The following is a 22,571-nucleotide window of genomic DNA, read 5'->3' on the forward strand; positions in this document are numbered from 1 at the left end:
GCGCCGCTCCTCCTCATCGCTGCCGTGGGCGGAATTCCGCGTGGCGTTCGCTTGGGTCATGTCCCGTCAACACCACATCCGGGGCCTCCGTCGGCACGCCGCGCGGCGGGAAGTCCGCGGGCATCACGCGCATGTCCTCTGGGAAATCAAAACCGGGCGGGTGCGGCGGAAACGGTCCCGACCGCGCGATCTCCTCCCGGTAGTGCTCGATCCACTTGCCATGGTTGAAGGTAACCGCGCCGACGATGCGGCCGCGGCGACCATAGGCCGCGGCGAACCGGCGCTGCTTCACCGAGCCCTGGGTGAAGACGATTTCGTCGCCAAACGACGGCACGCCAACGGATTTGATGTTCACACCGAACTGGCCCGACCAGAATTGCGGGATCAGCAGGTGTGCCCAGCGATCGACCTCGTCGCAAACCATGTTGTGCGCAGCGACCCGGGCACCGAGCACGGCGTTGTCCCAATGCTCCATCGCCAGGAACTGGTAGTCGTAGAGCACATGCGGGGCGCGGGCGACGTCGCCGGCCACGAAGACGTTGGTGGTGATCACCCCGTTGATGTCGAACGCGCGGCACCCGGCGTCACAACCCACCCCCCAGAATCCGGCCGCCAGCCCGCACCCGGCGAGCCACTCGACGTTGCGGATCGACCCCAACGACGTCACCACCACATCCACGTCGAGCGTGCTGCCGTCGGAGAGCCGCGCACGGCGCACATGCCCGGCCGTGTCGCCCTCCAATGCCAGCACCGAGACACCGGTGCGAAGGTCCACCCCGGCTGCGCGTTGCATTTCCGCGGCGATCGCCCCGATCACCCCGCCGAGCGCCCCGGACAACGGGGCCGGGCCGCGCTCGGTGACGGTGACCTGCAGGTCGAGGTCGCGGCACACCGAGGCGACCTCCGAACCGATGAACCCCGAGCCGATGATCAGCACCCGCCGGGGACGGGCGGCCAAAGCCGCCTGCAGCCGTGCGGCATCTGCACTCGTGCGCAGGGTATGAACGCCCTCGAGCGCGGCCTCCTCCGTGTTGGGCCATCGCCGGGCCCGCACACCCGTCGCGATCAGCAGCCGATCGCCATGAACCTCGCCGCCGTCAGCCAGCCGCACCAGCCGGTTGGCGCGGTCCAGAGCGGTCGCGGCCACTCCGAGTCGCCACTCGGCATCCACCTGGCGCAGCCGTGGCAGCTTCGTGTGGTCGGCGGCCACCCAGCCCTTGAGGACCTGTTTGGACAGTGGCGGTCGGTCGTAGGGTTCGTCCGGCTCGTCGCCGATGATGGTGAGCTGCCCGCGAAAACCCTCTTCCCGCAACGCTTCGGCGGCACGAAGCCCAGTCAGCGAAGCACCGACGATGACGATGCGGCCGTTGTCTTTGAAGCCATCCCCGTTCATCGGCGCTGGCCCGCTAGTCGCTGTCGAGCTGGTCCACGATGATCGCCTGCACCGGGCATGACGCCGCTGCCCGCAACACCCGCAGACGCTGACCGTCGTCCGGATTCGGGTCGTAGGTGAGGGTCTCTTCGCCGCTGAGCTTGAGCACGTCGGGTGCGAGCGGTACGCACTGCGCATACCCCAGGCAGCGGTTCAGGTCGATAACGATCCGCATGGCGACCTCGATCGTCGTGGCTGAAGACCCAACGCTACGCAGCGTACATCCCGCCGCGGCAGCAATCACAGGGCTGCGAAAAGCACTGACGGGGAGACGGATTCGCGGACCTGGGTGCATGCTGGTTCCCATGACCCGAAACGAGATCACCGAGCAGATCGTCGTCGCCCGCCTGGCTAAGGGCTTGACGTGGCAAGAATTGGCCGACGCGATCGGCAGGCCGGTGGTGTGGACCACCTCGGCGCTGCTCGGCCAGCACCCGATTCCCGCCGAACTCGGCAAGGTGCTGGTCGCGAAGCTGGGTCTCGACGAGTCAGCGGTCGCGGTGCTGGCCGCACCGCCCATGCGCGGTGGACTACCCACCGCGGTGCCCACCGACCCGACCATCTACCGCTTCTACGAGGCCCTGCAGGTGTACGGCGGGGCCCTCAAAGAGCTCATCCATGAGCAGTTCGGTGACGGGATAATGAGCGCGATCAACTTCAGCGTCGACCTGCAGAAGAAGAGGCACCCGTCCGGCGACCGGGTTGTGGTGACGTTCGACGGAAAATTCCTTCCCTACGACTGGGTTTCCGCCAATGGCTGAGCGCGCAGTTGCTCGTGGGGCAGATATGACCGTCCCCGCCAGCCCGTAAAGAAACCGTCAACAAGCGAGCGGCATCCGCCGTCGACGCATAATTTCTTTGCAAAGACTTAACGGCGAGAGCCGAGTCGCTTGGTGCTCGTCAACGGATTGGACGGTGCCTTTCGATGGTCCTCGTCGGCTTGGCGCTCTTGGCGGTCTTGGCGGCTTACCCGGTCGCGGTGCTGCTATTTCCGGAAGGGTCGTAATTTGGGTACTACATTCGCGGGAATCGCTTTTCTTGTTTTGCTGGTGGCAGCGCTGGTGGCGGTGCATGTACCGCTCGGTGATTACATGTACCGCGTCTACACCTCGCCGCGGGACCTGAAAATCGAAAAGGCCATCTACCGCATTGCCGGCGTCAACCCCAAAGCCGAACAGACGTGGCGCGGGTATGCCGGCAGCGTTATGGCGTTCTCGGCGGTCGGCATTTTGGTCCTGTTCTTCTTCGAGCTATTCCAGGACAAACTGCCGCTGCACCTGCATGATCCGGCGACCAAGATGACCCCGTCGCTGGCGTGGAACACCGCGGTCAGCTTTGTGACCAACACCAGCTGGCAATCGTATGCGGGTGAGTCGACGGAGGGCCACCTGGTGCAGATGGCCGGCATCGCCGTGCAAAGCTTCCTCTCCGGTGCGGTGGGCATGGCGGTGGCGGTGGTGCTGGTCCGCGGCTTTGCCCGAGAAAAGACCGAAGAGCTGGGCAACTTCTGGGTGGATCTGGTCCGGGGCGCGTTGCGCATCTTGCTGCCCATCGCGTTCATCGGCGCCATCGTGCTGCTCGCCGGCGGGATCATCCAGAATTTCCACCTGCACGACCAGGTCGTCACCACGTTGAGCGGTGCCCAGCAGACCATCACCGGGGGACCGATCGCCAGCCAGGAACCCGTCAAGCTGATCACCGGCGACGGCGGCGGGTTCTACAACGCGCAATCCGCGCATCCGTTCGAGAATCCCAGCTCGTGGACGAACTGGGTGGAAATATTTCTGATGTTCGTGATCCCCTTCGCGCTGCCCCGTACCTTTGGGCGCATGGTCAACAGCAAGAAACAGGGCTACGCGATCGCCGCGATCATGGGCGTCCTCGCCGTGATGAGCATCGCCCTGATCCTGCTGTTCCAGTCGGGACATCACGGCACCGTCCCCACGGCGGCCGGGAGCGCCATGGAGGGCATCGAGCAGCGTTTCGGGGTCTTCGACTCGGCGATCTTTGCCGACACCGGCACGCTCACCTCCGACGGCGCCATCGACTCGATGCACGACTCCTACACCGGCCTGGGCGGGCTGATGACGATGTTCAACATGCAGCTCGGTGAGGTGGCGCCGGGCGGGATCGGCTCGGGCCTTTACGGCCTCCTGCTGCTGGCAGTGATATCGGTGTTCATCGCCGGGCTGATGGTCGGACGCACACCGGAATACCTCGGCAAGAAGATCAGAGCCCGCGAAATGACCTTGTCGACAACCTTTATCCTGGCCACCGAGCTGGCGGTATTGGTTGGCACCGGGATCGCGATGGCGTTCCCGGGCCCGCGGGCCAGCATGGCCAACACCGGGCCACACGGCTTGTCGGAAGTGCTCTACGCATTCACCTCAGCGGGCAACACGAACGGCTCGGCGTTCGCGGGCCTGGCGGCAAACACCACGTTCTACAACACCGCCTTAGGCCTGGCGATGCTCTTGGGCAGGTACCTGCCGATGATCCTGGTGCTCGGGCTCGCGGGATCGCTGGCCCGCCAGGGTCACACGCCGGCGTCGATCGGCACCTTGCCTACCCATCGCCCGCAATTCGTCGGCCTGGTCGCGGCGGTGACGGTGATCCTGTGCGCGCTAACCTTCTTGCCGGCGTTGGCACTTGGACCCCTTGCGGACGGAATCCACTAGATGCGCGGTCCCTACTTCGAAGCCGATTGGCGGCGGGAGCAGCTGCGGACCAACCTGTGGCTCGTTCCGATATTGCAGACGTTTGGGATAGTCGTGCTGTTCGGCATCACCTACACGGTCGATCGCTCCGCTTATGACGGATGGATCCGGCTGCCGAATTGGGTGCTTAATGGCAGCGCCGATTCGGCTCGAGTCGTGTTGGCCACGGTCGCGGCGGCGATCATCACCGTGGTCGGGATCGTTTTCTCGATCACCATCGTGGCGCTGACACTGGCCTCAACGCAGTTCGGGCCGCGGATGCTGCGCAACTTCGTGCGCGATCCGGGAACTCAACTTTCGTTGGGAACGTTCGTCGCGTCGTTTTGCTACGCGATGGTCGCGTTGGTTTCGGTCGGCGGCGGCCCGCACGGTGATTTCGTTCCGCATCTGTCGATCACGGTGACGTTCATGCTGACGTTGGCTGACGTGGCCGTACTGATCTTCTTCCTCAATCACATCGCTTCGATGATCCAGCTCCCGGTGGTAATTGCCCGCATTGCGGCAACATTGGACAACGAGATCGCGGCGCTGGATCGCGGTGTCGAGTTCGGGGTCGGCGCGGCGCGTGGCCCGTCGCACGAAGAATTGTGTGCCCGGTTGGCGGAATCTGGTGCCCCGATCCGCACGCCGCGCAGCGGCTATCTCCAGGTCGTCCGGCATGACTCTCTGCTGAAGATCGCTACCGAGGCCGATGCGGTCATTCAGTTACCTTACCGCCCTGGGCATTTCGTGGTCGCAGGTCAGGTGATCGCCGCGGTGTGGCCGCCCGAGGCTGCCGAATCTGTCGCAGTGAGGCTTGCACTGGGCCACATCACTGGTGCCTATCGCACACTTCCACAGGACATTTCGTTCGGCTTCGATCAACTGGTCGAGATCGCTTTGCGCGCACTATCGCCGGCAGTCAACGACACGTTCACCGGGATGACCTGCGTAGACTGGATCGCCGATGGCTTGTGCCGAATTTCCAAATCATGGCGCCCACAGCGGATCCGGCGCGACGCTGAGGGCCACATACGCGTCATCGCCTACCAGCCCGATTTCGAGCGGCTCGTGGAGCGCACCTTCGATACCATCCGCCAGGCCGCAGTTGGCATGCCCGCCATCATGATCCGGCAACTCGAAGCGCTGGCTAAGATCATCGAACAAACCCCTGACCGTGCACACCAGACCCCGTTGATCCGCCAGGCCGAGGCGATACAGCGGTCCAACCTGGCCACGGTACCCGACCCTTCAGACCGCGAAGACGTCACAGAGCGCTACGAGGTGGTCATGGCGCTGGTCGACCGGACCGCGACGCCACGGCTGGCCGAGGTTACACCGATTAGCAACGGATTCGATTACGGCGGACGGGCACGCTGAGTCAAGCGAGCACCGTCGTCGGTAGCGGCTACAGTCGCGCCATGACTAACGAACCCTCGGCACAGCACGCCCCGCTGAAGGCGGATCTTGTCCTCTCCGGTGGCGGCGTCAAGGGCATCGGCCTGTCCGGCGCCGTCGTCGCGCTGATGGAGGCGGGGTACGCGATCGAACGCGTCTCCGGGACCTCGGCGGGCTCGATCGTCGCCGCCATCTTGGCGGCCGGCGCCGACCAGCTGTCCCCCGAGCAGGTCGAGCAGCTCACCATGACGTTGCCGTACCCCAAATTCCTCGACCCGACACCGCTCACCGGCATTCCGCTGCTCGGCCCGGCGTGGGGTGTGCTGAGCGAAACCGGTATCTACAAAGGCGATTACGCCCACGAGTGGATCCGTTCTGAGCTGAAGAACCTGGGGGTCCGCACCTTCGGCGATCTTGCGTTCGACGACGCGAGCCTGCCACCGGAGCAGCGTTACCGGTTGGTGGTCACCGTGTCCGACGTGACCACCGGGCAGCTGGTGCGGCTGCCGTGGGACTACCACCGGCTCTACGGGCTGGACCCCGACGACCAAGAGGTCGCCGACGCGGTTCGTGCTTCGATGTCGATTCCGTTCTTCTTCCAGGCGGCCAAGCTGACCAGCACCAGCGGCTTGACGTCGACGCTGGTGGACGGCGGGCTGCTGTCGAACTTCCCGATCGACTCATTCGACCGGCGTGATGGCAAACCACCACGTTGGCCGACGTTCGGCGTCACGTTGTTACCCAATCTTCCGCAGGGCAACGACAAGGTGATTCCCGCATTGGGGCCGGTGAATTGGCTCTTCGGAGGTCCGCCGCTGCTGGAAGAGCTGATCACCACGATGATCGTCGGCCGCGACCAGGCCTACCTCAACCAGCCCTGGGTGAGTGCGCGGGCCATCCGCGTCGACTCGACCGAAGTCGGATTTCTCGACTTCAAGATCTCCAAACAGCAGATGCAGGGGCTCTACCAGCGCGGCTACGACGCAGCGGAGGCGTTCTTGTCGACCTGGAACTGGACGCAATACCTGGATCGCTACCGACGAGCGGTGTGAGGAAGGTCGCGCCGCTCGAAATGACCCGAGGGCGCCGATGTGCCACACTGGATCCACGGGAGGAGGCGAGGGCCAGAGCTTGGCTGCCCTGCGCTAGACCTCGAACTCGGCTGCCATGCCATCGATCCCCGCGCGGATGCCGGCGAGCGCATCGGCCCGGGTCCGCAACTTCGTTCCGGCGTGCGCGTGCTGCTTGAGGGTGGCGAATTCCCGTGCGGCTTCCTCGGCGCGGCTGAGCACCATATCGGGCAACACGATTTCGTCCAACCAGCCTGCGGCTATTGCGGTTTCGCCGAAGAACGTCTTCGCCAGCCCCGCGGCCTGCTGGTACGCCGACCGGGTCAGCCGCAGCTTCATCACCTCCAGTGCCGCATACGGGATCGTCATGCCGATCGCGACCTCGTTGGCCTGAATGTTGTAGGCCGGCGCCGCCACCCGGTGATCGCCGCTGGCCAGCAGGAACGCGCCCATCGCGATGGCGTGGCCAGTGCAGGCCATCACCACCGGCTTGGGGTAGGACAGCAGCCGATGCGACAGCTCGAAGCCGCCCTTGAGCATGTCGATCGCGGGCTGAACCTCACCGGAGGTGAGGACTTTCAGGTCGAACCCAGCGCTGAACACCCGGTTGTTTCCGGCGATCACGACCGCGCCGACGTCGTCGCGGTCGGCGTTGTCGAGCGCGTCGTTGAGGGCCTGCTGCATGCTCGGACCGAGCGCGTTGACCTTGCCGTCGTCCATGGTGATGAAAGCGATGGAATCGTCGAGACGATAGGTGACCGGGCCGCTCATAGGCTCGATTGAATCAGATCGACCTGGCGCCAGCCGTAGCGGCGTCGTCAGACCACCCGCTCGCCGCGGTGCTTGCCCAGTTCGTCCTGGGCGTCACCCCAACGCACACTCACATCGGTCGGCGGCGCGTCGATCTGACGGGTGCGCCAGCGATCCTTGGTTTCCTCCACCGCGCGGTTCATCCGTTCGATCTCGCTGCGGAAGACATCTGCGCGAGTTTCCTTGGTGGCGTAGTGGAAATAGGTCAGCAGGCTGCGCAACAACTCGAGCTTCTCTTTTTCCCGCTTGGCCAGGTTGTGGTTGGTCATCAACTCGATCCGCTGAACGGGCGGAAGCGCCGCCCAGTCCAGCACCACCTTGGTTTCGAACGGACGCCGACGTCGCTGCCAGAACTTCCACCCGCGAGGAGTATCGACGCGGTCGTAGTAGGTCACCGTGCCCGGGAAACGCGACTCGATGCCCTCACCGAGCTCGGCGCGGTCGAGCGCGGAATCCCAGACCGTGCGCCACTCTTGGCTGGGCGCCAGGGCCGGCAACTGGTGGGGGAGTTGCAGTTCGACGACATCCGCATAACCGTCGGTGGCGTTTTCGTATTCGGCGACGGTGGGCGGGTGTGGAAACGTGAACTGGACGTCGTAGGCGCAGGTCTTGCCGAAGTTACGCACCACGAGCTCGATCACATGCCAGTCGGAGGCATGCGGCTCCATGAACATCCCGACGTGTGGTCGAGTCTCTTCGGTTGCGAGCCGACGATTACGTCGGATCTGTTGATTGGCAAAGATGAGGGCGACCACGCCGAGCACAAGCAAAGCCCAGACGGCCGACGCCAACCAGGTGCCGGACGCCGCGCCCGCCACCTGGTGCCAATGATCTTGGATCCATCCCATCGAATCCATCCCTCCGCTTATACCACAGCGCTTACGGGCGTGAAAATTCGCTGAGCGGCCCGTAAATGCTGCATTTACCCCCCCATAAACGTTCGCCATTGATCGAGATTGGCGACCCGATAGACATAGTTCGAGCGCTTGACCTCTGACAACGACGCACTCGGTTCGAGCGAATACCAGTGTCCGGGAAATACCGTCGGATCACCAGTCAGTTGGGCAAGCTTTTGCAGGCTGCGGAACATTTCGTCGGAGTCGCCGCCGGGAAAATCGGTGCGGCCACAACCTTCCAAAAACAGCGTGTCACCGGCAACCAGCCGACCGTCGAGCAGGAAGCATTGGCTGCCCGGCGTGTGGCCTGGGGTGTGCAGCAACTCGATGTCGATGTCGCCGGCGCTGACCTTGTCGCCATGTTCATGCTGGGTGAGGTCGCCCATGCTGATCCCGGTGACGCGCGAAACATACAGCGCCTCATGGGAATTGACGTGAACCGGAACGCCGATCCGCTCCAGCAGCTCGGCCAGCCCCTTGAGTTCGAAGCCCATCATCGAGCCGCCGACATGGTCGGGATGGTGATGAGTGACCAGCACCCCGGACAGGTGCATGCCGTCGGCCTCGAGCGCGTCGAGCAGATCGCCGGCCGCGTATGCCGGGTCGACCACCAGGCAGTCGCCGGTCTGGCGATCACCGATCAAGTACGCGAAGTTGCGCATCTGCGTCGCGACCCCGTCACCCTTGGCGAAGTCGCGGCCGGAGAGCAATTGGCGGAAGTACAGCCGGTCGGAATCAGGCACCTGCTCAGCCTATGGCCCCCAGCCGTCGACGTTGCGCTCCGGTCGCTGCTCACTGCCGACTTCGAAGCCGGCGCGGATGACGACGACGATCCGTTCGGTCTGGCCGCGCTGGATTCGCGCCATCGCCGCGACGCCGGGTGAATCCGGGCGACTCGCCGATGGCGATTTTCGGATAGCCGCTGGGTTTGGTGCGCCCGCAACGCAGGCTGTACCCTCTTTTAGGCCCGCGGTACGACCCGACTGGTCGCTTCGGGTGAGGCCCCCTTAGCTCAGTCGGTAGAGCGTTTCCATGGTAAGGAAAAGGTCAACGGTTCGATTCCGTTAGGGGGCTCGGCGGACGCCGAGCAGGCAGGCGGCCCAGAACGGGGGCTGAGGCCCCGAGGCGATGTAGCTCAGTCGGTTAGAGCGAACGACTCATAATCGTTAGGTCGCCGGTTCGAGTCCGGCCATCGCTACAAGACAACAACGACACAATTCGAAAAGAGAACCGAAGTGGCCTCCAGTACCGACGTACGGCCCAAGATCACCTTGGCGTGCGAGGTGTGCAAACACCGCAACTACATCACCAAGAAGAACCGCCGCAACGATCCCGACCGGTTGGAGCTGAAGAAGTTCTGCCCCAACTGCGGCAAGCACCAGGCCCACCGCGAGACGCGCTAGGGATCACCGCGCGCTATTACTCAGACTGACTAGGTAGGTTCTAGAGCTGTGTCGTTGGGCAAAGACGTGGTCGGATTGCGCTTCCGCTTTCCCGACCATTACGTGGTGGAGCGGGAGAAAATCCGGGAATACGCCGTCGCCGTCAAAAACGACGACCCCTGCTTCTTCGAGGAGAAGGCCGCGGCCGAGCTCGGCTATGACGGGCTGGTGGCGCCGCTGACGTTCATCTCGGTGTTCGTGTACAAAGCGGTGGCGGCGTGCTTCGAGCACGCCAACATCGTGACGGACGACGCGCAGATCGTGCAGGTCGACCAGACTTTGACGTTCCTGGCACCGATCAAGGTTGGTGACCGCCTGTACTGCGATGTGTCCATCGAGTCGGTACGGCGCGCCCACGGCACCGAGATCATCGTGACCAAGCAAACTGTCACCAACGAAGCTGGTGAGGTCGTACAGGAGACCTACACGACCCTGGCGGGCCGTGCTGAAGAAGGGGAAGAGGGTTTCAGCCATGCCACTGCGTGAATTCGACTCGGTGAAGGTGGGTGACCAGCTTCCGGAGAAGGTCTATGCCTTGACCCGTCAGGATTTAGTGAACTATGCGGGTGTCTCCGGTGATCTCAACCCGATTCACTGGGACGACGAGATCGCCAAGGTTGTCGGGCTGGACACGGTGATCGCGCACGGCATGCTGACCATGGGGCTGGGCGGCGGCTACGTCACCTCGTGGGTCGGCGACCCCGGCGCGGTGACCGAGTACAACGTGCGGTTCACCGCGGTGGTGCCGGTACCCAACGACGACAAGGGCGCCGAGATCGTGTTCACCGGCCGAGTGAAGTCGCTCGATCCCGACAGCAAGTCGGTGACGGTCGCGATCACTGCCACGACGGGGGGCAAGAAGATCTTCGGCCGGGCCGTCGCCTCGGCGAATTTGGCGTAACGATGGCGATCAATAGCGACATCCTCGGCATGGTGTGGGAGTACCCCGACTTCTGGGTGGTGGGCCGGGAGAAGGTCCGCGAATTCGCCGGGGCGGTGAAGGCCGACGACCCCGCCTGCTTCGATGAAGAGGCGGCCGCTGAACTTGGGTATGACGCCCTCGTCGCGCCGCCGACTTTCGTCACGATCCTCGGGAAGCTGGTCCAGGCGGACTTCATGCGGAAGGTCGACACCGGCTACGAGACGCTGCAGATGGTCCAGGTCGACCAGCGCTTCGTCTTCCACAAGCCGATCCTGGCCGGTGATGTGCTGCATGCCCGGATGGAGGTCTACTCCGTCGCCGAACGGTTCGGCGCCGACATCGTCGTCACCAGGAACACCTGCACCAACCAGGCCGGAGAGGTCGTGTTGGAGGCCTACACCACGGTGATGGGTCACGAGGGCGACGACTCGATCAATCTCAAGTGGGACATGGAGTCCGGGCAGGTCGTCAGGACGGCGTAATTAGTACCTGACACCTGCTCCGATGTACACTCGGACCTCGGGGTTTTCCCATTACCAGCGTGTTTTCTTCACTCGAACAGGTGGAGAGCGCGCGCGTTGTGCGAGCCGACGACGATGCAGAGCGAAGCGATGCGGAGGAGCGGCGCACAGGTAAAGCCCCGGCACCAGCAGGTTGGCCTGCCAACCGGCGAAGGGGCGTAGCTCAATTGGCAGAGCAGCGGTCTCCAAAACCGCAGGTTGCAGGTTCAAGTCCTGTCGCCCCTGCTGAATACGTACGGTGACGATGCGGGCCGGAACGGCCCGGGGAGGAGCCGGACCAGAAGTTGAAGCGGTGACGATGCGGGCCGGAACGGCCCGAGGAGGAGCCGGACCAGAAGTTGAAGCGGTGACGATGCGGGCCGGAACGGCCCGAGGAGAAGCCGGACCAGAAGTTGAAGCGGTGACGATGCGGGCCGGAACGGCCCGGGGAGAAGCCGGACCAGAAGTGAGTGCGATGGTGGACACTGGAGAGTGACCACCAACACGAGGTTGAACGAAGGAGCATGCGGTGAGCGACGAACGCGACGATGCCGACGCCGCAGCCGAGGAAGCGCGCGGCCGCACGGCAGTGGTGACGCGGCCGCAGCGCCCTACCGGCAAGCGGTCCCGTCAGCAAGCGGAGGGCGCGGAGAACGACGACACCTATGAGAGCTCGTCGGGTGCGGTCGAGCTCACCGAGAGCACCGCAGACGATGGGGCGGGCAAGAAGCCCAAGAAGGCTAAAAAGGCTCAGAAGGCCCGCAAATCACAAGGGTCGTCGACCAACCCGATCGTCTATGTCTACAACTACCTCAAGCAGGTTGTCGCCGAGCTGCGCAAGGTCATCTGGCCCAACCGCAAGCAGATGATGACTTACACCTCGGTGGTGCTGGCATTCCTGGTGTTCATGGTGACATTGATCGGCCTGGTGGACCTGGGCTTGGCCAAGCTGGTGCTAGAGGTATTCGGCTGAGGCCGCAGACGTGCCAGAGCTGACGTATAGGAAGGACCAAAAAACCGTGACTACCTCCGACGGCGATCTGCCCGTGGGTGAGACGGTCGACATCGAACAGGCCTTACACGAGGTCACCGACGAGGCGAGTGCCCCGGACGCGGTGGCCGACGACGCCACGACGTTGACTGACGACACCGTTGCGGAGGCCGCTGCGCCCGAAGAGTCGGCCGAGGCCGCCGCGTCGGGCGATGAAGACGATGAAGACGTCGACCCGGCCGTCACACTGAAAGCCGACCTGCGCCGCAAGCCCGGCGACTGGTACGTCATCCACTCCTACGCCGGATACGAGAACAAGGTCAAAGCCAACCTCGAGACCCGCGTGCAGAACCTGGACGTCGGCGACTACATCTTCCAGGTGGAAGTGCCCACCGAAGAGGTCACCGAGATCAAGAACGGCCAGCGTAAGCAGGTCAACCGCAAGGTGCTGCCCGGCTACATCCTGGTGCGCATGGACCTGACCGACGACTCTTGGTCGGCGGTGCGTAACACCCCCGGCGTCACCGGGTTCGTCGGCGCGACCTCGCGCCCGTCGGCCCTCTCGCTGGACGACGTGGTGAAGTTCCTGCTGCCGCAGGGCGCGGCCAAGAAACCTGCCAAGGGCGCGGCGAGCACTGCCGCCGCGGCCAGCGAAGGCGGTCTGGAACGTCCGGTGGTCGAGGTCGACTTCGAGGTCGGCGAGTCGGTCACCGTGATGGACGGGCCGTTCGCCACGCTGCCGGCGACGATCAACGAGGTCAACGGCGAACAACAGAAACTCAAGGTGCTGGTGTCCATCTTCGGCCGCGAAACACCTGTGGAACTGGGCTTCACCCAGGTCTCGAAGATTTAGCGCTGCACGAAAGGAACATCAACATCTCATGGCCCCGAAAAAGAAAGTCGTCGGGCTGATCAAGCTCCAGATCCAGGCCGGGCAAGCCAACCCCGCGCCGCCGGTCGGCCCCGCGCTCGGCCAGCACGGCGTGAACATCATGGAGTTCTGCAAGGCCTACAACGCTGCGACGGAAAGCCAGCGCGGCGATGTCATCCCGGTGGAGATCACGGTCTATGAGGACCGCAGCTTCACCTTTGCGCTCAAGACCCCGCCGGCGGCCAGGCTGCTGCTCAAGGCTGCTGGGGTGGCCAAGGGATCGGCCGAGCCGCACACGAACAAGGTCGCCAAGGTCAGCTGGGATCAGGTCCGCGAGATCGCCGAGACCAAGAAGGCCGACCTCAACGCCAACGACATCGACGCAGCCGCCAAGATCATCGCCGGCACCGCCCGGTCGATGGGGATCACCGTCGAGTAGCTCTCGGCCGGAGAACGACAATTCAATATCCGTGGGAGGGCCAGCTTCGGCCCGCTTCATTAACCACAACCCAACATCAGATTGGATTATCGAATGAGCAAGAACAGCAAGGCATATCGCGCCGCCGCCGAGAAGGTGGACCACACCAGCCTCTACACGCCGCTGCAAGCGGCCAAGCTGGCCAAGGAGACGTCGTCGACCAAGCAGGACGCGACCGTCGAGGTGGCCATTCGGCTCGGTGTTGACCCGCGCAAAGCCGACCAGATGGTCCGCGGCACGGTGAACCTGCCGCACGGCACCGGTAAGACCGCCCGGGTGGCGGTGTTCGCGGTGGGCGAAAAGGCCGAGGAGGCAACCGCGGCCGGCGCTGACGTGGTCGGCAGTGACGACCTGATCGAGAAGATCCAGGGCGGGTTTTTGGACTTCGACGCGGCGATCGCCACCCCCGACCAGATGGCCAAGGTCGGCCGGATCGCGCGGATCCTCGGGCCGCGTGGCCTGATGCCCAACCCGAAGACCGGCACCGTCACCCCGGACGTCAGCAAGGCGGTGTCTGACATCAAGGGCGGCAAGATCAACTTCCGGATCGACAAGCAGGCCAATCTGCACCTGGTCATCGGTAAGGCGTCCTTCGACGAGAAGCAGCTCGCGGAGAACTACGGCGCGGCGCTCGACGAGGTGCTGCGGCACAAACCGTCGTCGTCGAAAGGTCGCTACCTGAAGAAGATCACGGTGTCGACGACCACCGGCCCGGGCATCCCGGTCGACCCGTCGATCACCCGTAACGTCGCCGAGGCCTAAGCACTCGGGTATTCACGGTGGGTCATCGATAGTAGAACACACCTCCGTCTCTTAGACTTTTTCCATGAGAAGTGCCTCAGGGAACGAAACTCGTGGTCGGGGAAATCGGCTGGAGTTGACCGACTACCTCGATGCGGATGGCGGCATCGCCCTGCCAGACGGCGTCAACCTGGTGTCATTTCTGGACCGCCACATCGCCGACATCGGCGATGCCGTCGCGTACCGCTATCTCGACTACACCCGGAACGACGACGGCACGGCCATCAGCTTGACCTGGGCCGAGCTGGGCACCAGGTTGCGGGCGATCGGCGCTCGCCTGCAGCAGGTGACCTCCCGGGGTGATCGGGTGGCGATACTGGCTCCGCAGGGCATCGACTACATCGTCGGCTTTTTCGCCGCGATCAAGGCCGGTAACATCGCGGTGCCGTTGTTCGCGCCAGAGTTGCCTGGGCATGCGGAGCGCCTCGACACAGTGCTCGGCGATGCCCAGCCCGCGGCGGTGCTGACCACCGCGGCCGCGGGTGCGGCGGTTCAGGAGTTTGTCCGGTCGTTGCCGCGCAGCCGCAGACCGCGGGTCATCGCGATCGATGAAATCCCCAACTCGGTGGGCGCCACATTCGCGCCGGTTCAACTCGACACCGACGACATCGCGTATCTGCAGTACACCTCCGGGTCGACACGGGCCCCGGTCGGTGTGGAGATCACCCATCGGGCAATCGGCACCAACGTGCTGCAGATGGTCATCTCGACCGGTATGGACTACGACATCCGCAGCGTCAGCTGGTTGCCCCTCTACCACGACATGGGCCTGTTGATGATCGTGTGCGTGGCGGTATTCGGCACCCAGGTCACTCTGATGTCGCCGATCGCGTTCGTCCGAAGGCCGCATCGGTGGATCCGCCAGCTGGCAGCGGAGTCTCGGCATGGGCGCACATTCGCGGCGGCTCCGAATTTCGCGTTCGACCTGGCCGTGGATCGCGGGCTTCCGGATGCCGGCGAGGACCTCGACCTGAGCAATGTGGTGTCGCTGATCAACGGCTCCGAACCGGTCAGCATCTACTCGATCGCAAAGTTCAACGCGGCGTTCGCCCCGTACGGCCTGCCGAGCACGGCGGTCAAGCCGTCGTACGGCATGGCCGAGGCGACCCTTTTCGTCTCGACCATCGCCCCCGCTGCCGGGGCAACCCTTGTCTACCTGGACCGCGACCAGTTGGGCGTCGGGCGTGCCGTTCGGGTCTCGCCGGACGCGGCCAACGCCATCGCACAGGTTTCCTGCGGCCGGATCTCCCGCAGTCAGTGGGGCGTCATCGTGAACCCGGATGCCGAGGTAGAACTGCCCGACGGGGAGGTCGGCGAGATCTGGTTGCACGGCGACAATATCGGCCGCGGCTATTGGGCACGCCCCGCGGAAACCGAGCAGGTGTTCGGCAACAAGCTGCAGCGCCCACTGCCGGTAGGCAGTCATGCGGACGGGGCACCGAGCGAGGCCACCTGGCTGCGGACCGGTGATCTCGGTGTCTACCTCGACGGCGAGCTCTACATCACCGGGCGTATCAAGGATCTGATCATCGTCGATGGCCGCAACCACTATCCGCAGGATATCGAGGCCACCACGGCCGAGGCGTCGTCGGCTGTGCGATCGGGTTATGTCGCGGCGTTCTCGGTGCCGGCGAACCAGGTGCCGGGAGCGCCCGCCGATGAGGCCGGCGAGCGTCTGGTCATCGTTGCCGAACGGGCGGTGGGCGCGGGCCGGGCTGACCTGCAGCCGGTGATCGATGCCATCCGGGCGGCGGTATCGCGCCGGCATGGCCTGCCGTTGTCCGATGTGCTGCTGGTGGCCGCCGGCGTCATCCCGCGAACCACCAGCGGCAAGCTGGCGCGTCGGGCGTGTCGGGCGCAGTATCTCAACGGCGAGTTGGGCCTACGCGGCCAACACTGACCGGGCTGGGCAATAGCGCCTACCCGCCGCATTCGGTGATGCGGCGGCGCAAGTAGTCGCGCCCCGGCTCGGAACCATTGGACGCCAACGCCGTTCGATACCAGGTTACGGCATCGTCGCGTCGTCCCGCCCGCCGCAGCAAGTCGGCGCGCACCGACGCGACCAGATTGGAGCGCGCCAGCCGCGGATCATGTGCCACCTTCTCCAACGCGGCCAGTCCGGCGTCCGGGCCGTCGCGGAAACCAACCGCCAGAGCCCGATTCGCGCGCACCACCGGCGAATCGGTCATCGCCAACAGGGTGTCGTAGGCCGCGCAGATACCGCGCCAGTCGGTCTGTTCCCACGATGGCGCCGTCGCGTGCATTGCGGCGATCACCGCCTGTGGCAGATACGGGCCGGTGGAACCGTGGGCCGCCCGCAGCCGATCCAGGCCGCGCGAGATCCGGCCACCGTCCCAGCGGCGACGGTCCTGCTCTTCGAGCGGCACCAGCGCGCCGGCGGCGTCAACCCGGGTTGTCCGTCTCGAATCATGCAGCAGGACAAGGGCGGCCAGCGCATGCGCCTCCAGCTCAGTCGGCATCAGGGTGCACAACTCGCCAGCCAGTCGGACCCCTTCGTCGCATAGCTCGTCGCGAATCGCCGACGGGCCCGCTGTCGACCAGTAACCTTCGGTGAACACCGAGTAGACGCAACTGAGCACATGTGATGTGCGTTCGGGGAGCAACTCGGCGGGTGGCACCCGCAGCGGGATATTGGCGTGCCGGATCTTGTTCTTGGCGCGGGTGATTCGCTGGCCGACCGCGGCCTCGGTCTGCAGCAGTGCGCGGGCGATCTCCGCCACGGTCAACCCGGAGACCAGTCGTAGGGTCAGCGCGAGCTGCGACACCCGGTCGAGGGCCGGGTGTGCGCAGGTGAACATCATCCGCAGCTCGTCGTCACGAACGGGATGTGGTTCGGCGTGATCGGTGCGCGCCCGGATGCTCTCCACGTACCCATTCATGGCCGCCGATTCCTTTCCCGGACGGACCGATTCGCGGCGCAGCCGGTCGCGGGCACGGTTGCGGGCCACAGTCAGCACCCACCCGCCGGGGTTGTCGGGCACGCCGTCGCGTGGCCATACCCGCAGCGCCTCGGCGAAGGCTTCCTGGACGGCGTCCTCGGCGACGCTGAGATCACCCGACCACCGGGCCAGCGTGGCCACAGCCGGGCCCCACTCGCGCCGGAAGACGCCGTCCAGGTCAGCCATGCTCTACAGGCCGGAGACTCCCGCCAACTGGCGCAGTTGCACCGCGCCGGCAGGGATCATCGCGGCCAGTTTGACCGCCTCGTCACGGTCGCCGGCGGTCAGCACGTAGAAGCCGGTGGCGATCTCGGCGGCTTCGGCGTAGGGCCCGTCGGTCAACAGCGCCTCGCCGTCACGGACGCGCACCGTGGTCGCCGTCGCCGGCTCGTGCAATGCGGCCCCGCCGACAATGTGATCGCCTGCGACAGCAGCAAATTCACCGTGCCGCGCTGCTTCCGCCTCCCACTCCGGCGTGCCGGGGACATTGGCCGATGCGGGCGGTTCCAGCAGCAGCGCCAGCCACTGGCCGTCGGAGCGCGACCATTCGGGATCGACGGTGTGGTAGATCGGCCGAACTTCGATGGCGCCGTACTTGGCGGCAGGAATATCGCGGGCCAACGCCAATGCGTCGTCGAGGTTTTCGGCTTCGAACACGTAATAGCCGCCCGCGACCTCGGCGGCCTCGACGAACGGGCCGTCGGTGATCGTCGGCGCGTCCGGGCCGCCGGAGATGCGCACACCGGTCGCCGCGGGCAACAGCGCGTCACCGCCGCGGATCGCCGACGCCGCTTTGGCGTGGAAATTCTGGTAGGCCGCCATCTCGCTGGCCCCCTGGTCGGGCGTGAGCTCCCGCTCCTGGCCGATCAACAAAGCTAAGTACTGCATTGTGGTTACCTCCGGTAGTGAGCGGAACCCTGTGTTCCACTCTCTACCTGTCCGACGAACGGCGCAGCCACAATCCGACAGCAGGCGCTAGGAAATGCGGAAAAAGATTAAGCCGCGGCTCCCGGCTTGAGGTAGGTGACCAGGCTGACGTCCAGCATTTCGTCGGTGAAGTAGTACTCGGCGCCGCGCAGGTACTTCATGTAGCGCTCGTAGACCTCTTCCGAGGTGATCTCGATGGCCTTGTCCTTGTTGGCCGCCAGCGCGTCGCCCCAGATTCGCAGTGTCTTGATGTAGCTTGGTCGCAACGAAAGCGGTTCGGGCACCACAAAACCCGCCTTCTCACCGTGCTCGACCATCATCGCGGTGGACGGCAAGCGGCCCCCGGGAAAGATCTCGGTGAGGATGAACTTGATGAACCGCGCCGTCTCGAACGTCAGCTTCTTGCCACGCGCGTTGAGCTCGTAGGGGTGATAGGCGACGCTGCTTTGCACCGTCATCCGCCCGTCCTCGGGCATGATGTTGAACGTGTTCTTGAAGTAGCGGTCGTAATTCTCGAAGCCGAAGTGCTCGAACGCCTCGATAGACACGATCCGGTCGACGGGATCGCTGAAGTCCTCCCAGCCGCGCAGCAGCACCTGCCGCGAGCGATGGGTGTCGATGCCGTCCAGCACGTGCTGGGCCCGCGCGTGCTGGTTCTTGGACAACGTCAGGCCGATCACGTTGACGTCGTACTTCTCCACGGCGCGCTTCATCGTGGTGCCCCAGCCGCAGCCGATGTCCAGCAGCGTCATGCCGGGCTTCAGGTCCAGCTTGTCAAGGTTCAAGTCGACCTTGGCGATCTGGGCTTCTTCCAGCGTCATGCCGTCGCGCACGAAGTAGGCCGAGCTGTATGTCCGCGTCGGGTCCTGGAACAATCCGAAGAAGTCGTCGGAGAGGTCGTAGTGTGCCTGGATGTCCTCGGGACGCGTCCGCGTCTCTGTGGAACTGGCGTGCTTGTCAGGCATCTGCTTTCTTGGCCTTCCTACTGCTTGGGGTGTTGCCGCTCCCGGGTTGTGTGCTCGCCGATTGCACAAGTCGTCTGTGGTGAGAGCACCATACCCGGCATCGTCCAATACTCGGACGAAGTCTCCGTTTTTCTTTCGCGTGGCTGAACGCTATTTCTCCAGTGTGAATTGGTTGACGTCGATGTATCCGACCCGGAATCCCTTCGCGCATCCAGTCAAATAGTGCATGTAGCGCTCGTAGACCTCTTCGGACTGCATCTCAATGGCTTCGCTCTTGTGCGCCTCCAACGCCGCGGCCCAGTGGTCGAGGGTCTTGGCGTAGTGCGGCTGCAGCGACTGCCTGCGGCTCAGCGTGAAGCCGGCCTTTGACGAGTGGTCCTCCACCTTCTCGATCGACGGCAACCGGCCGCCCGGGAAAATCTCGGTGATGATGAACTTCATGAAACGGGCCAACTCGAAGGTAAGTGGCATGCCGCGCTCAGTCATCTGCGCCGGCGTCAGGCCGGTGATCGTGTGCAGCAGCAGCACCCCGTCGTCGGGCAGGGCTCCGTGGGCCATTTTGAAGAAGTCGTCGTAGCGGTCGTGGCCGAAGTGCTCGAACGCGCCGATCGACACGATCCGGTCCACCGGCTCGTCGAACTGCTCCCAGCCCTCCAGCAGGATCCGCTTGTCGCGCGGGCTGTCCAGCTCGTCGAACATCTTCTGCACGTGCGCGGCCTGGTTCTTGCTCAGGGTCAGGCCGACGACGTTCACGTCGTACTTCTCGATCGCGCGGCGCATCGTGCTGCCCCAGCCGCAGCCCACGTCGAGGAGCGTCATTCCCGACTGCAGGCCCAGCTTGCCCAGCGCCAGGTCGACCTTGGCCTGCTGAGCCTGTTCCAGCGTCATGTCGTCACGCTCGAAGTAGGCGCAGCTGTAGGTCTGGCTCGGGTCGAGGAAGAGCCGGAAGAAGTCGTCAGACAGGTCGTAGTGGGCCTGGACGTCCTCGAAATGCGGCCTGAGTTTTCCCGCCATGCGCGCGTGCGCCTTCCTGGTTTTCACGGTGTCCACCCCCGGCGAGTGCGACTGCCCGCCCCCCAGTGATCCGCCAGTCATGGTAGTCGATCGGCCTGGTCCGACCCAATCGGAAAACCTGTCGTCGGGTGGTCAGCCCTGGGCAAACGTGGCCGTCAGCTCGCCGGTGATGCGATCCCACAGCTGCTCGGGCAGGTCGTGGCCCATGCCGTCGATCAAGACGAGGCGGGCGCCCCGGATCGCGCGGGCAACCGCCCGGCCGCCGAATGGCCGCTGCAACTTGTCGGCGCGGCCGTGCAGGACCACGGTGGGCGCGGTGATCTGGCGGTCGTAGCGGAGCAGGCTGCCGCTGGCGATGATCGCGCTGAAATGCCGGCTGATGCCCCACGGGTAGTAGCACCGTTCGTAGGCCTCGATCGTTTCGGCCCGGATCCGCTGTTGGGGAGCCGGATAGCGGGGACTGCCGATGACTCCCCACACTCGCACGGCGTTGTCGGCGATCACGTCGAGCGGCGAACCGGGCGGCGGCCCGTTGAGGAGCGCGCGCAGGGCGCTCGGGGCCGGCGGCGGCAAGAACGGCCGGTTGTTGCTGGAGAAGATCACCGCGAGCGACCGCGTCCGCGCGCGTAACCGCGCGGCGAAGACCTGGGCGATCATGCCGCCCATCGAGGCCCCGACGATGTGCGCCCGTTCGATCCCGAGGTGATCAAGCACCGCGGCCCCGTCGTCGGCCATGTCCTCGAGCGTGTAGTCGGCCTGGCCGGGCATCCCCACCCAGAACTTGAGCATCCGCGGGATCAACGGCCCCTCGGAATGCCCCCGCTTCGTCTTACCGGACAGGCCGACATCCCGGTTGTCATAGCGGATCACCCGCAGTCCTTCTGCGACCAGCTTCTCGCAGAACCCGTCGCGCCACAGCAGCAGCTGCGAGCCCAGCCCCATGATCAACAGCACAGCCGGATCCTTCGGGTCGCCCATGTCCTCGTAGTAAATATCCAGATCGCCGGAACGTGTTGTGCCGCTTCGGATTTCCACAGGGGCTAGACCTCTCTAAACCTCAGCGTCGGATTGGTGCTCACGGCCGACCTCCACCATGAAGTTGGCGAAGTACCCGGTGAGCTCCGGGTCGGACATCATCTGCCAGCTCGGCGCCAGCAGCTTCATATACCGCTCGACGTAGAGGAACTGCTTGCCGATCAGCACCAGCTCGCGTGGCAGCTTGACGTCGTAGGCGTCGGCCAGCGTCGAGAGCTGCTTACCGATGTCGGCGTAGGACATGTCGCCCAGCGTCTGCATGGTCAGCGGCGTGGCGAACTTTTCCAGGTCCTTGGCGGCCTGAGCTTCGGGCTTCATGGTGCCGACGGCGCCCATCAACACCACGATCTTGCCGGCCGCGGCGTGATCCTTCTTGACCAGCAGCGCATACACCAGCTCCCGCAGCAGCCAGCGGGTGCGCGGATCGATGCGGCCCATGATGCCGAAGTCGAAGAACACGATGCGGCCCTGGTCGTCGACGTAGAGGTTGCCGGCGTGCAGGTCGCCGTGGAACAGGCCGTGCCGCAGCCCACCCTCGAACAGGGAGAACACCAGCGCTTTGACCAGCTCGGTGCCGTCGAACCCGGCCTTGCGGATTTCGGCGACGTTGTCGATGCGGATGCCTTGCACCCGTTCCATCGTCAGCACCCGCTCGGTGGTGAACTTCCAGTGCACCTCCGGCACCCGGATGTTCTTGCCCAGTGGTGACCCGTGCAGATGAGAGATCCAGGCGTCCATCGACTGCGCCTCGAGGCGGAAGTCCAGCTCCTCCGCCAGGTTGTCGGCGAAGTCGGCGACGACGTCCTGTGCGGACAATCGCCGGCCCGTCTTGGCCAGCTCGACAGCCTGGGCGAAGCGCTTGAGGATCTGCAGGTCAGCGGCCACCCGGCGGCGGATACCCGGCCGCTGGATTTTGACTACGACGTCCTCGCCGGTGCGCAGGGTGGCGTAGTGCACCTGGGCGATGGACGCGGACGCGAACGGCTCGTCATCGAAGCTGGCGAAGAGCTCCGACGGGTCGGCGCCCAGCTCCTTGGCGAACAGCTTGTGCACCTCGTCTTTGTCTGCCGGTGGCACGCTGTCGAGCAGGCCGCGGAATTCACGCGACAGCTCTTCGCCGAACGCGCCCGGGCTGGACGCGATGATCTGGCCGAATTTGACGTAAGTGGGACCCAGGTCAGAGAAGGTCTGCGGGATCTGCTTGATCACCTTTTGCTGCATCGGACCCTTGGTCGCCAGCTTGGTGATGACGCGCGCGGCGGTGCGGGTGAGCTGCCAACCGGTCACGCCGATGCGGGCCGCCTCGACCGGCAACGGCACCCGGTCAAGCTTGGCTACCTCGCGGTGGTTGTTGGAACTCATT

24 protein-coding genes and 3 tRNA genes are annotated in these 22,571 nt (G+C 64.8%); 16 read left to right on the forward strand and 11 right to left on the reverse strand.

Annotated elements, in window-relative coordinates:
• Positions 1–13: 13 nt before the first annotated feature.
• Both VNW74_RS03680 and VNW74_RS03685 read right to left on the reverse strand, forming a co-directional pair.
• Complete coding sequence (locus tag VNW74_RS03680) at positions 14–1,393, reverse strand: NAD(P)/FAD-dependent oxidoreductase (RefSeq protein WP_325675254.1); 1,380 nt, start codon at positions 1,391–1,393, stop codon at positions 14–16.
• A gap of 13 nt (positions 1,394–1,406) precedes the next feature.
• Positions 1,407–1,607 carry a ferredoxin gene (locus VNW74_RS03685; protein WP_325675255.1) on the reverse strand — a complete coding sequence of 67 codons (201 nt, stop codon included), beginning with the start codon at positions 1,605–1,607 and terminating at the stop codon, positions 1,407–1,409.
• 118 nt (positions 1,608–1,725) lie between these two features.
• Here VNW74_RS03685 and cynS point away from each other — a divergent pair, with 118 nt between their 5' ends.
• The 4 genes from cynS to VNW74_RS03705 all read left to right on the forward strand — a co-directional run bounded on the left by cynS (position 1,726) and on the right by VNW74_RS03705 (position 6,578).
• Positions 1,726–2,193 carry a cyanase gene (gene cynS / locus VNW74_RS03690; protein WP_325675256.1) on the forward strand — a complete coding sequence of 156 codons (468 nt, stop codon included), beginning with the start codon at positions 1,726–1,728 and terminating at the stop codon, positions 2,191–2,193.
• A gap of 246 nt (positions 2,194–2,439) precedes the next feature.
• Positions 2,440–4,110, forward strand: coding sequence for a potassium-transporting ATPase subunit KdpA (gene kdpA, locus VNW74_RS03695; RefSeq protein ID WP_325675257.1), 1,671 nt, complete (start codon positions 2,440–2,442; stop codon positions 4,108–4,110).
• On the forward strand, positions 4,111–5,508 hold the full coding sequence (locus VNW74_RS03700) for a DUF2254 domain-containing protein (RefSeq protein ID WP_325675258.1): 1,398 nt from the start codon (positions 4,111–4,113) through the stop codon (positions 5,506–5,508). It begins immediately after the preceding gene.
• 41 nt (positions 5,509–5,549) lie between these two features.
• Complete coding sequence (locus VNW74_RS03705) at positions 5,550–6,578, forward strand: patatin-like phospholipase family protein (RefSeq protein ID WP_325675259.1); 1,029 nt, start codon at positions 5,550–5,552, stop codon at positions 6,576–6,578.
• A 93-nt stretch (positions 6,579–6,671) separates the two neighbouring features.
• On the opposite strand, the gene VNW74_RS03710 is transcribed toward VNW74_RS03705, so the two are convergent.
• The 3 genes from VNW74_RS03710 to VNW74_RS03720 all read right to left on the reverse strand — a co-directional run bounded on the left by VNW74_RS03710 (position 6,672) and on the right by VNW74_RS03720 (position 9,045).
• Positions 6,672–7,367 (reverse strand): crotonase/enoyl-CoA hydratase family protein, encoded by a 696-nt coding sequence (locus VNW74_RS03710; RefSeq protein WP_325675260.1) that lies wholly within the window; start codon positions 7,365–7,367, stop codon positions 6,672–6,674.
• A 47-nt stretch (positions 7,368–7,414) separates the two neighbouring features.
• On the reverse strand, positions 7,415–8,254 hold the full coding sequence (locus VNW74_RS03715; protein ID WP_325675261.1) for a hypothetical protein: 840 nt from the start codon (positions 8,252–8,254) through the stop codon (positions 7,415–7,417).
• Positions 8,255–8,328: 74 nt separating this feature from the next.
• Positions 8,329–9,045, reverse strand: a complete 717-nt coding sequence (locus VNW74_RS03720; protein ID WP_325675262.1) for an MBL fold metallo-hydrolase — start codon at positions 9,043–9,045, stop codon at positions 8,329–8,331.
• Between the two features lie 258 nt (positions 9,046–9,303).
• Between VNW74_RS03720 and VNW74_RS03725 the strand changes: the two genes are divergently transcribed.
• From VNW74_RS03725 to VNW74_RS03780, 12 genes are all read left to right on the forward strand, one after another.
• A tRNA-Thr gene (locus VNW74_RS03725) sits at positions 9,304–9,376 on the forward strand.
• A gap of 50 nt (positions 9,377–9,426) precedes the next feature.
• Positions 9,427–9,500 (forward strand) — tRNA-Met (locus tag VNW74_RS03730).
• Between the two features lie 37 nt (positions 9,501–9,537).
• Positions 9,538–9,705 (forward strand): 50S ribosomal protein L33, encoded by a 168-nt coding sequence (rpmG, locus tag VNW74_RS03735; RefSeq protein ID WP_003898538.1) that lies wholly within the window; start codon positions 9,538–9,540, stop codon positions 9,703–9,705.
• Between the two features lie 48 nt (positions 9,706–9,753).
• Entirely contained in the window at positions 9,754–10,230 is a 477-nt protein-coding gene (gene hadA, locus VNW74_RS03740; protein ID WP_325675263.1) for a (3R)-hydroxyacyl-ACP dehydratase subunit HadA, read from the forward strand.
• Positions 10,217–10,645 carry a (3R)-hydroxyacyl-ACP dehydratase subunit HadB gene (hadB, locus tag VNW74_RS03745; RefSeq protein WP_325675264.1) on the forward strand — a complete coding sequence of 143 codons (429 nt, stop codon included), beginning with the start codon at positions 10,217–10,219 and terminating at the stop codon, positions 10,643–10,645. Before hadA ends, hadB begins: the two co-directional genes overlap by 14 nt.
• Before the next feature lie 2 nt (positions 10,646–10,647).
• Positions 10,648–11,148, forward strand: a complete 501-nt coding sequence (gene hadC / locus VNW74_RS03750; protein ID WP_325675265.1) for a (3R)-hydroxyacyl-ACP dehydratase subunit HadC — start codon at positions 10,648–10,650, stop codon at positions 11,146–11,148.
• Between the two features lie 191 nt (positions 11,149–11,339).
• Positions 11,340–11,412: transfer RNA gene (locus VNW74_RS03755), tRNA-Trp, on the forward strand.
• A gap of 283 nt (positions 11,413–11,695) precedes the next feature.
• Positions 11,696–12,139, forward strand: coding sequence for a preprotein translocase subunit SecE (gene secE, locus VNW74_RS03760; protein ID WP_325675266.1), 444 nt, complete (start codon positions 11,696–11,698; stop codon positions 12,137–12,139).
• A 142-nt stretch (positions 12,140–12,281) separates the two neighbouring features.
• Positions 12,282–13,010 carry a transcription termination/antitermination protein NusG gene (gene nusG, locus VNW74_RS03765; RefSeq protein ID WP_414686587.1) on the forward strand — a complete coding sequence of 243 codons (729 nt, stop codon included), beginning with the start codon at positions 12,282–12,284 and terminating at the stop codon, positions 13,008–13,010.
• Positions 13,011–13,038: 28 nt separating this feature from the next.
• The gene (rplK, locus tag VNW74_RS03770) at positions 13,039–13,467 is read left to right on the forward strand and encodes a 50S ribosomal protein L11 (protein ID WP_325675268.1); all 429 of its coding nucleotides are present in this window, start codon (positions 13,039–13,041) and stop codon (positions 13,465–13,467) included.
• A gap of 93 nt (positions 13,468–13,560) precedes the next feature.
• Positions 13,561–14,268 (forward strand): 50S ribosomal protein L1, encoded by a 708-nt coding sequence (gene rplA / locus VNW74_RS03775; RefSeq protein ID WP_325675269.1) that lies wholly within the window; start codon positions 13,561–13,563, stop codon positions 14,266–14,268.
• A gap of 64 nt (positions 14,269–14,332) precedes the next feature.
• Positions 14,333–16,207, forward strand: a complete 1,875-nt coding sequence (locus VNW74_RS03780) for a fatty acyl-AMP ligase (protein ID WP_325675270.1) — start codon at positions 14,333–14,335, stop codon at positions 16,205–16,207.
• Between the two features lie 19 nt (positions 16,208–16,226).
• On the opposite strand, the gene VNW74_RS03785 is transcribed toward VNW74_RS03780, so the two are convergent.
• The 6 genes from VNW74_RS03785 to VNW74_RS03810 form a co-directional block, all read right to left on the reverse strand.
• Positions 16,227–17,453 carry an RNA polymerase sigma factor gene (locus VNW74_RS03785; protein WP_325675271.1) on the reverse strand — a complete coding sequence of 409 codons (1,227 nt, stop codon included), beginning with the start codon at positions 17,451–17,453 and terminating at the stop codon, positions 16,227–16,229.
• 3 nt (positions 17,454–17,456) lie between these two features.
• The gene (locus tag VNW74_RS03790) at positions 17,457–18,155 is read right to left on the reverse strand and encodes a YciI family protein (RefSeq protein ID WP_325675272.1); all 699 of its coding nucleotides are present in this window, start codon (positions 18,153–18,155) and stop codon (positions 17,457–17,459) included.
• A gap of 107 nt (positions 18,156–18,262) precedes the next feature.
• A complete protein-coding gene (gene mmaA4 / locus VNW74_RS03795) occupies positions 18,263–19,159 on the reverse strand; it encodes a hydroxymycolate synthase MmaA4 (protein ID WP_325675273.1) in 897 nt (298 codons plus the stop codon).
• Positions 19,160–19,309: 150 nt separating this feature from the next.
• Positions 19,310–20,173 (reverse strand): cyclopropane mycolic acid synthase family methyltransferase, encoded by an 864-nt coding sequence (locus VNW74_RS03800; protein ID WP_325675274.1) that lies wholly within the window; start codon positions 20,171–20,173, stop codon positions 19,310–19,312.
• A gap of 132 nt (positions 20,174–20,305) precedes the next feature.
• A complete protein-coding gene (locus VNW74_RS03805) occupies positions 20,306–21,151 on the reverse strand; it encodes an alpha/beta fold hydrolase (protein ID WP_414686588.1) in 846 nt (281 codons plus the stop codon).
• A 72-nt stretch (positions 21,152–21,223) separates the two neighbouring features.
• On the reverse strand, positions 21,224–22,570 hold the full coding sequence (locus VNW74_RS03810) for an AarF/ABC1/UbiB kinase family protein (RefSeq protein WP_325675276.1): 1,347 nt from the start codon (positions 22,568–22,570) through the stop codon (positions 21,224–21,226).
• Position 22,571 lies beyond the last annotated feature (1 nt).

The sequence above is a fragment of the Mycobacterium sp. genome (genome assembly GCF_035570115.1).
GTDB lineage: Bacteria > Actinomycetota > Actinomycetes > Mycobacteriales > Mycobacteriaceae > Mycobacterium.

What these genes read in the sequence shown, in the direction of transcription:
- rplA (WP_325675269.1), top strand. Translation starts at nt 13,561, where the DNA reads ATGAGCAAGAACAGCAAGGCATATCGCGCCGCCGCCGAGAAGGTGGAC.
- cynS (WP_325675256.1), top strand. Translation starts at nt 1,726, where the DNA reads ATGCTGGTTCCCATGACCCGAAACGAGATCACCGAGCAGATCGTCGTC.
- VNW74_RS03810 (WP_325675276.1), bottom strand. Translation starts at nt 22,570, where the DNA reads ATGAGTTCCAACAACCACCGCGAGGTAGCCAAGCTTGACCGGGTGCCG.
- VNW74_RS03780 (WP_325675270.1), top strand. Translation starts at nt 14,333, where the DNA reads ATGAGAAGTGCCTCAGGGAACGAAACTCGTGGTCGGGGAAATCGGCTG.
- hadC (WP_325675265.1), top strand. Translation starts at nt 10,648, where the DNA reads ATGGCGATCAATAGCGACATCCTCGGCATGGTGTGGGAGTACCCCGAC.
- VNW74_RS03705 (WP_325675259.1), top strand. Translation starts at nt 5,550, where the DNA reads ATGACTAACGAACCCTCGGCACAGCACGCCCCGCTGAAGGCGGATCTT.
- VNW74_RS03700 (WP_325675258.1), top strand. Translation starts at nt 4,111, where the DNA reads ATGCGCGGTCCCTACTTCGAAGCCGATTGGCGGCGGGAGCAGCTGCGG.
- VNW74_RS03680 (WP_325675254.1), bottom strand. Translation starts at nt 1,393, where the DNA reads ATGAACGGGGATGGCTTCAAAGACAACGGCCGCATCGTCATCGTCGGT.
- rplK (WP_325675268.1), top strand. Translation starts at nt 13,039, where the DNA reads ATGGCCCCGAAAAAGAAAGTCGTCGGGCTGATCAAGCTCCAGATCCAG.
- mmaA4 (WP_325675273.1), bottom strand. Translation starts at nt 19,159, where the DNA reads ATGCCTGACAAGCACGCCAGTTCCACAGAGACGCGGACGCGTCCCGAG.
- VNW74_RS03805 (WP_414686588.1), bottom strand. Translation starts at nt 21,151, where the DNA reads ATGGGCGACCCGAAGGATCCGGCTGTGCTGTTGATCATGGGGCTGGGC.
- VNW74_RS03715 (WP_325675261.1), bottom strand. Translation starts at nt 8,254, where the DNA reads ATGGGATGGATCCAAGATCATTGGCACCAGGTGGCGGGCGCGGCGTCC.
- VNW74_RS03800 (WP_325675274.1), bottom strand. Translation starts at nt 20,173, where the DNA reads ATGGCGGGAAAACTCAGGCCGCATTTCGAGGACGTCCAGGCCCACTAC.
- VNW74_RS03685 (WP_325675255.1), bottom strand. Translation starts at nt 1,607, where the DNA reads ATGCGGATCGTTATCGACCTGAACCGCTGCCTGGGGTATGCGCAGTGC.
- VNW74_RS03710 (WP_325675260.1), bottom strand. Translation starts at nt 7,367, where the DNA reads ATGAGCGGCCCGGTCACCTATCGTCTCGACGATTCCATCGCTTTCATC.
- VNW74_RS03790 (WP_325675272.1), bottom strand. Translation starts at nt 18,155, where the DNA reads ATGCAGTACTTAGCTTTGTTGATCGGCCAGGAGCGGGAGCTCACGCCC.
- hadB (WP_325675264.1), top strand. Translation starts at nt 10,217, where the DNA reads ATGCCACTGCGTGAATTCGACTCGGTGAAGGTGGGTGACCAGCTTCCG.
- VNW74_RS03785 (WP_325675271.1), bottom strand. Translation starts at nt 17,453, where the DNA reads ATGGCTGACCTGGACGGCGTCTTCCGGCGCGAGTGGGGCCCGGCTGTG.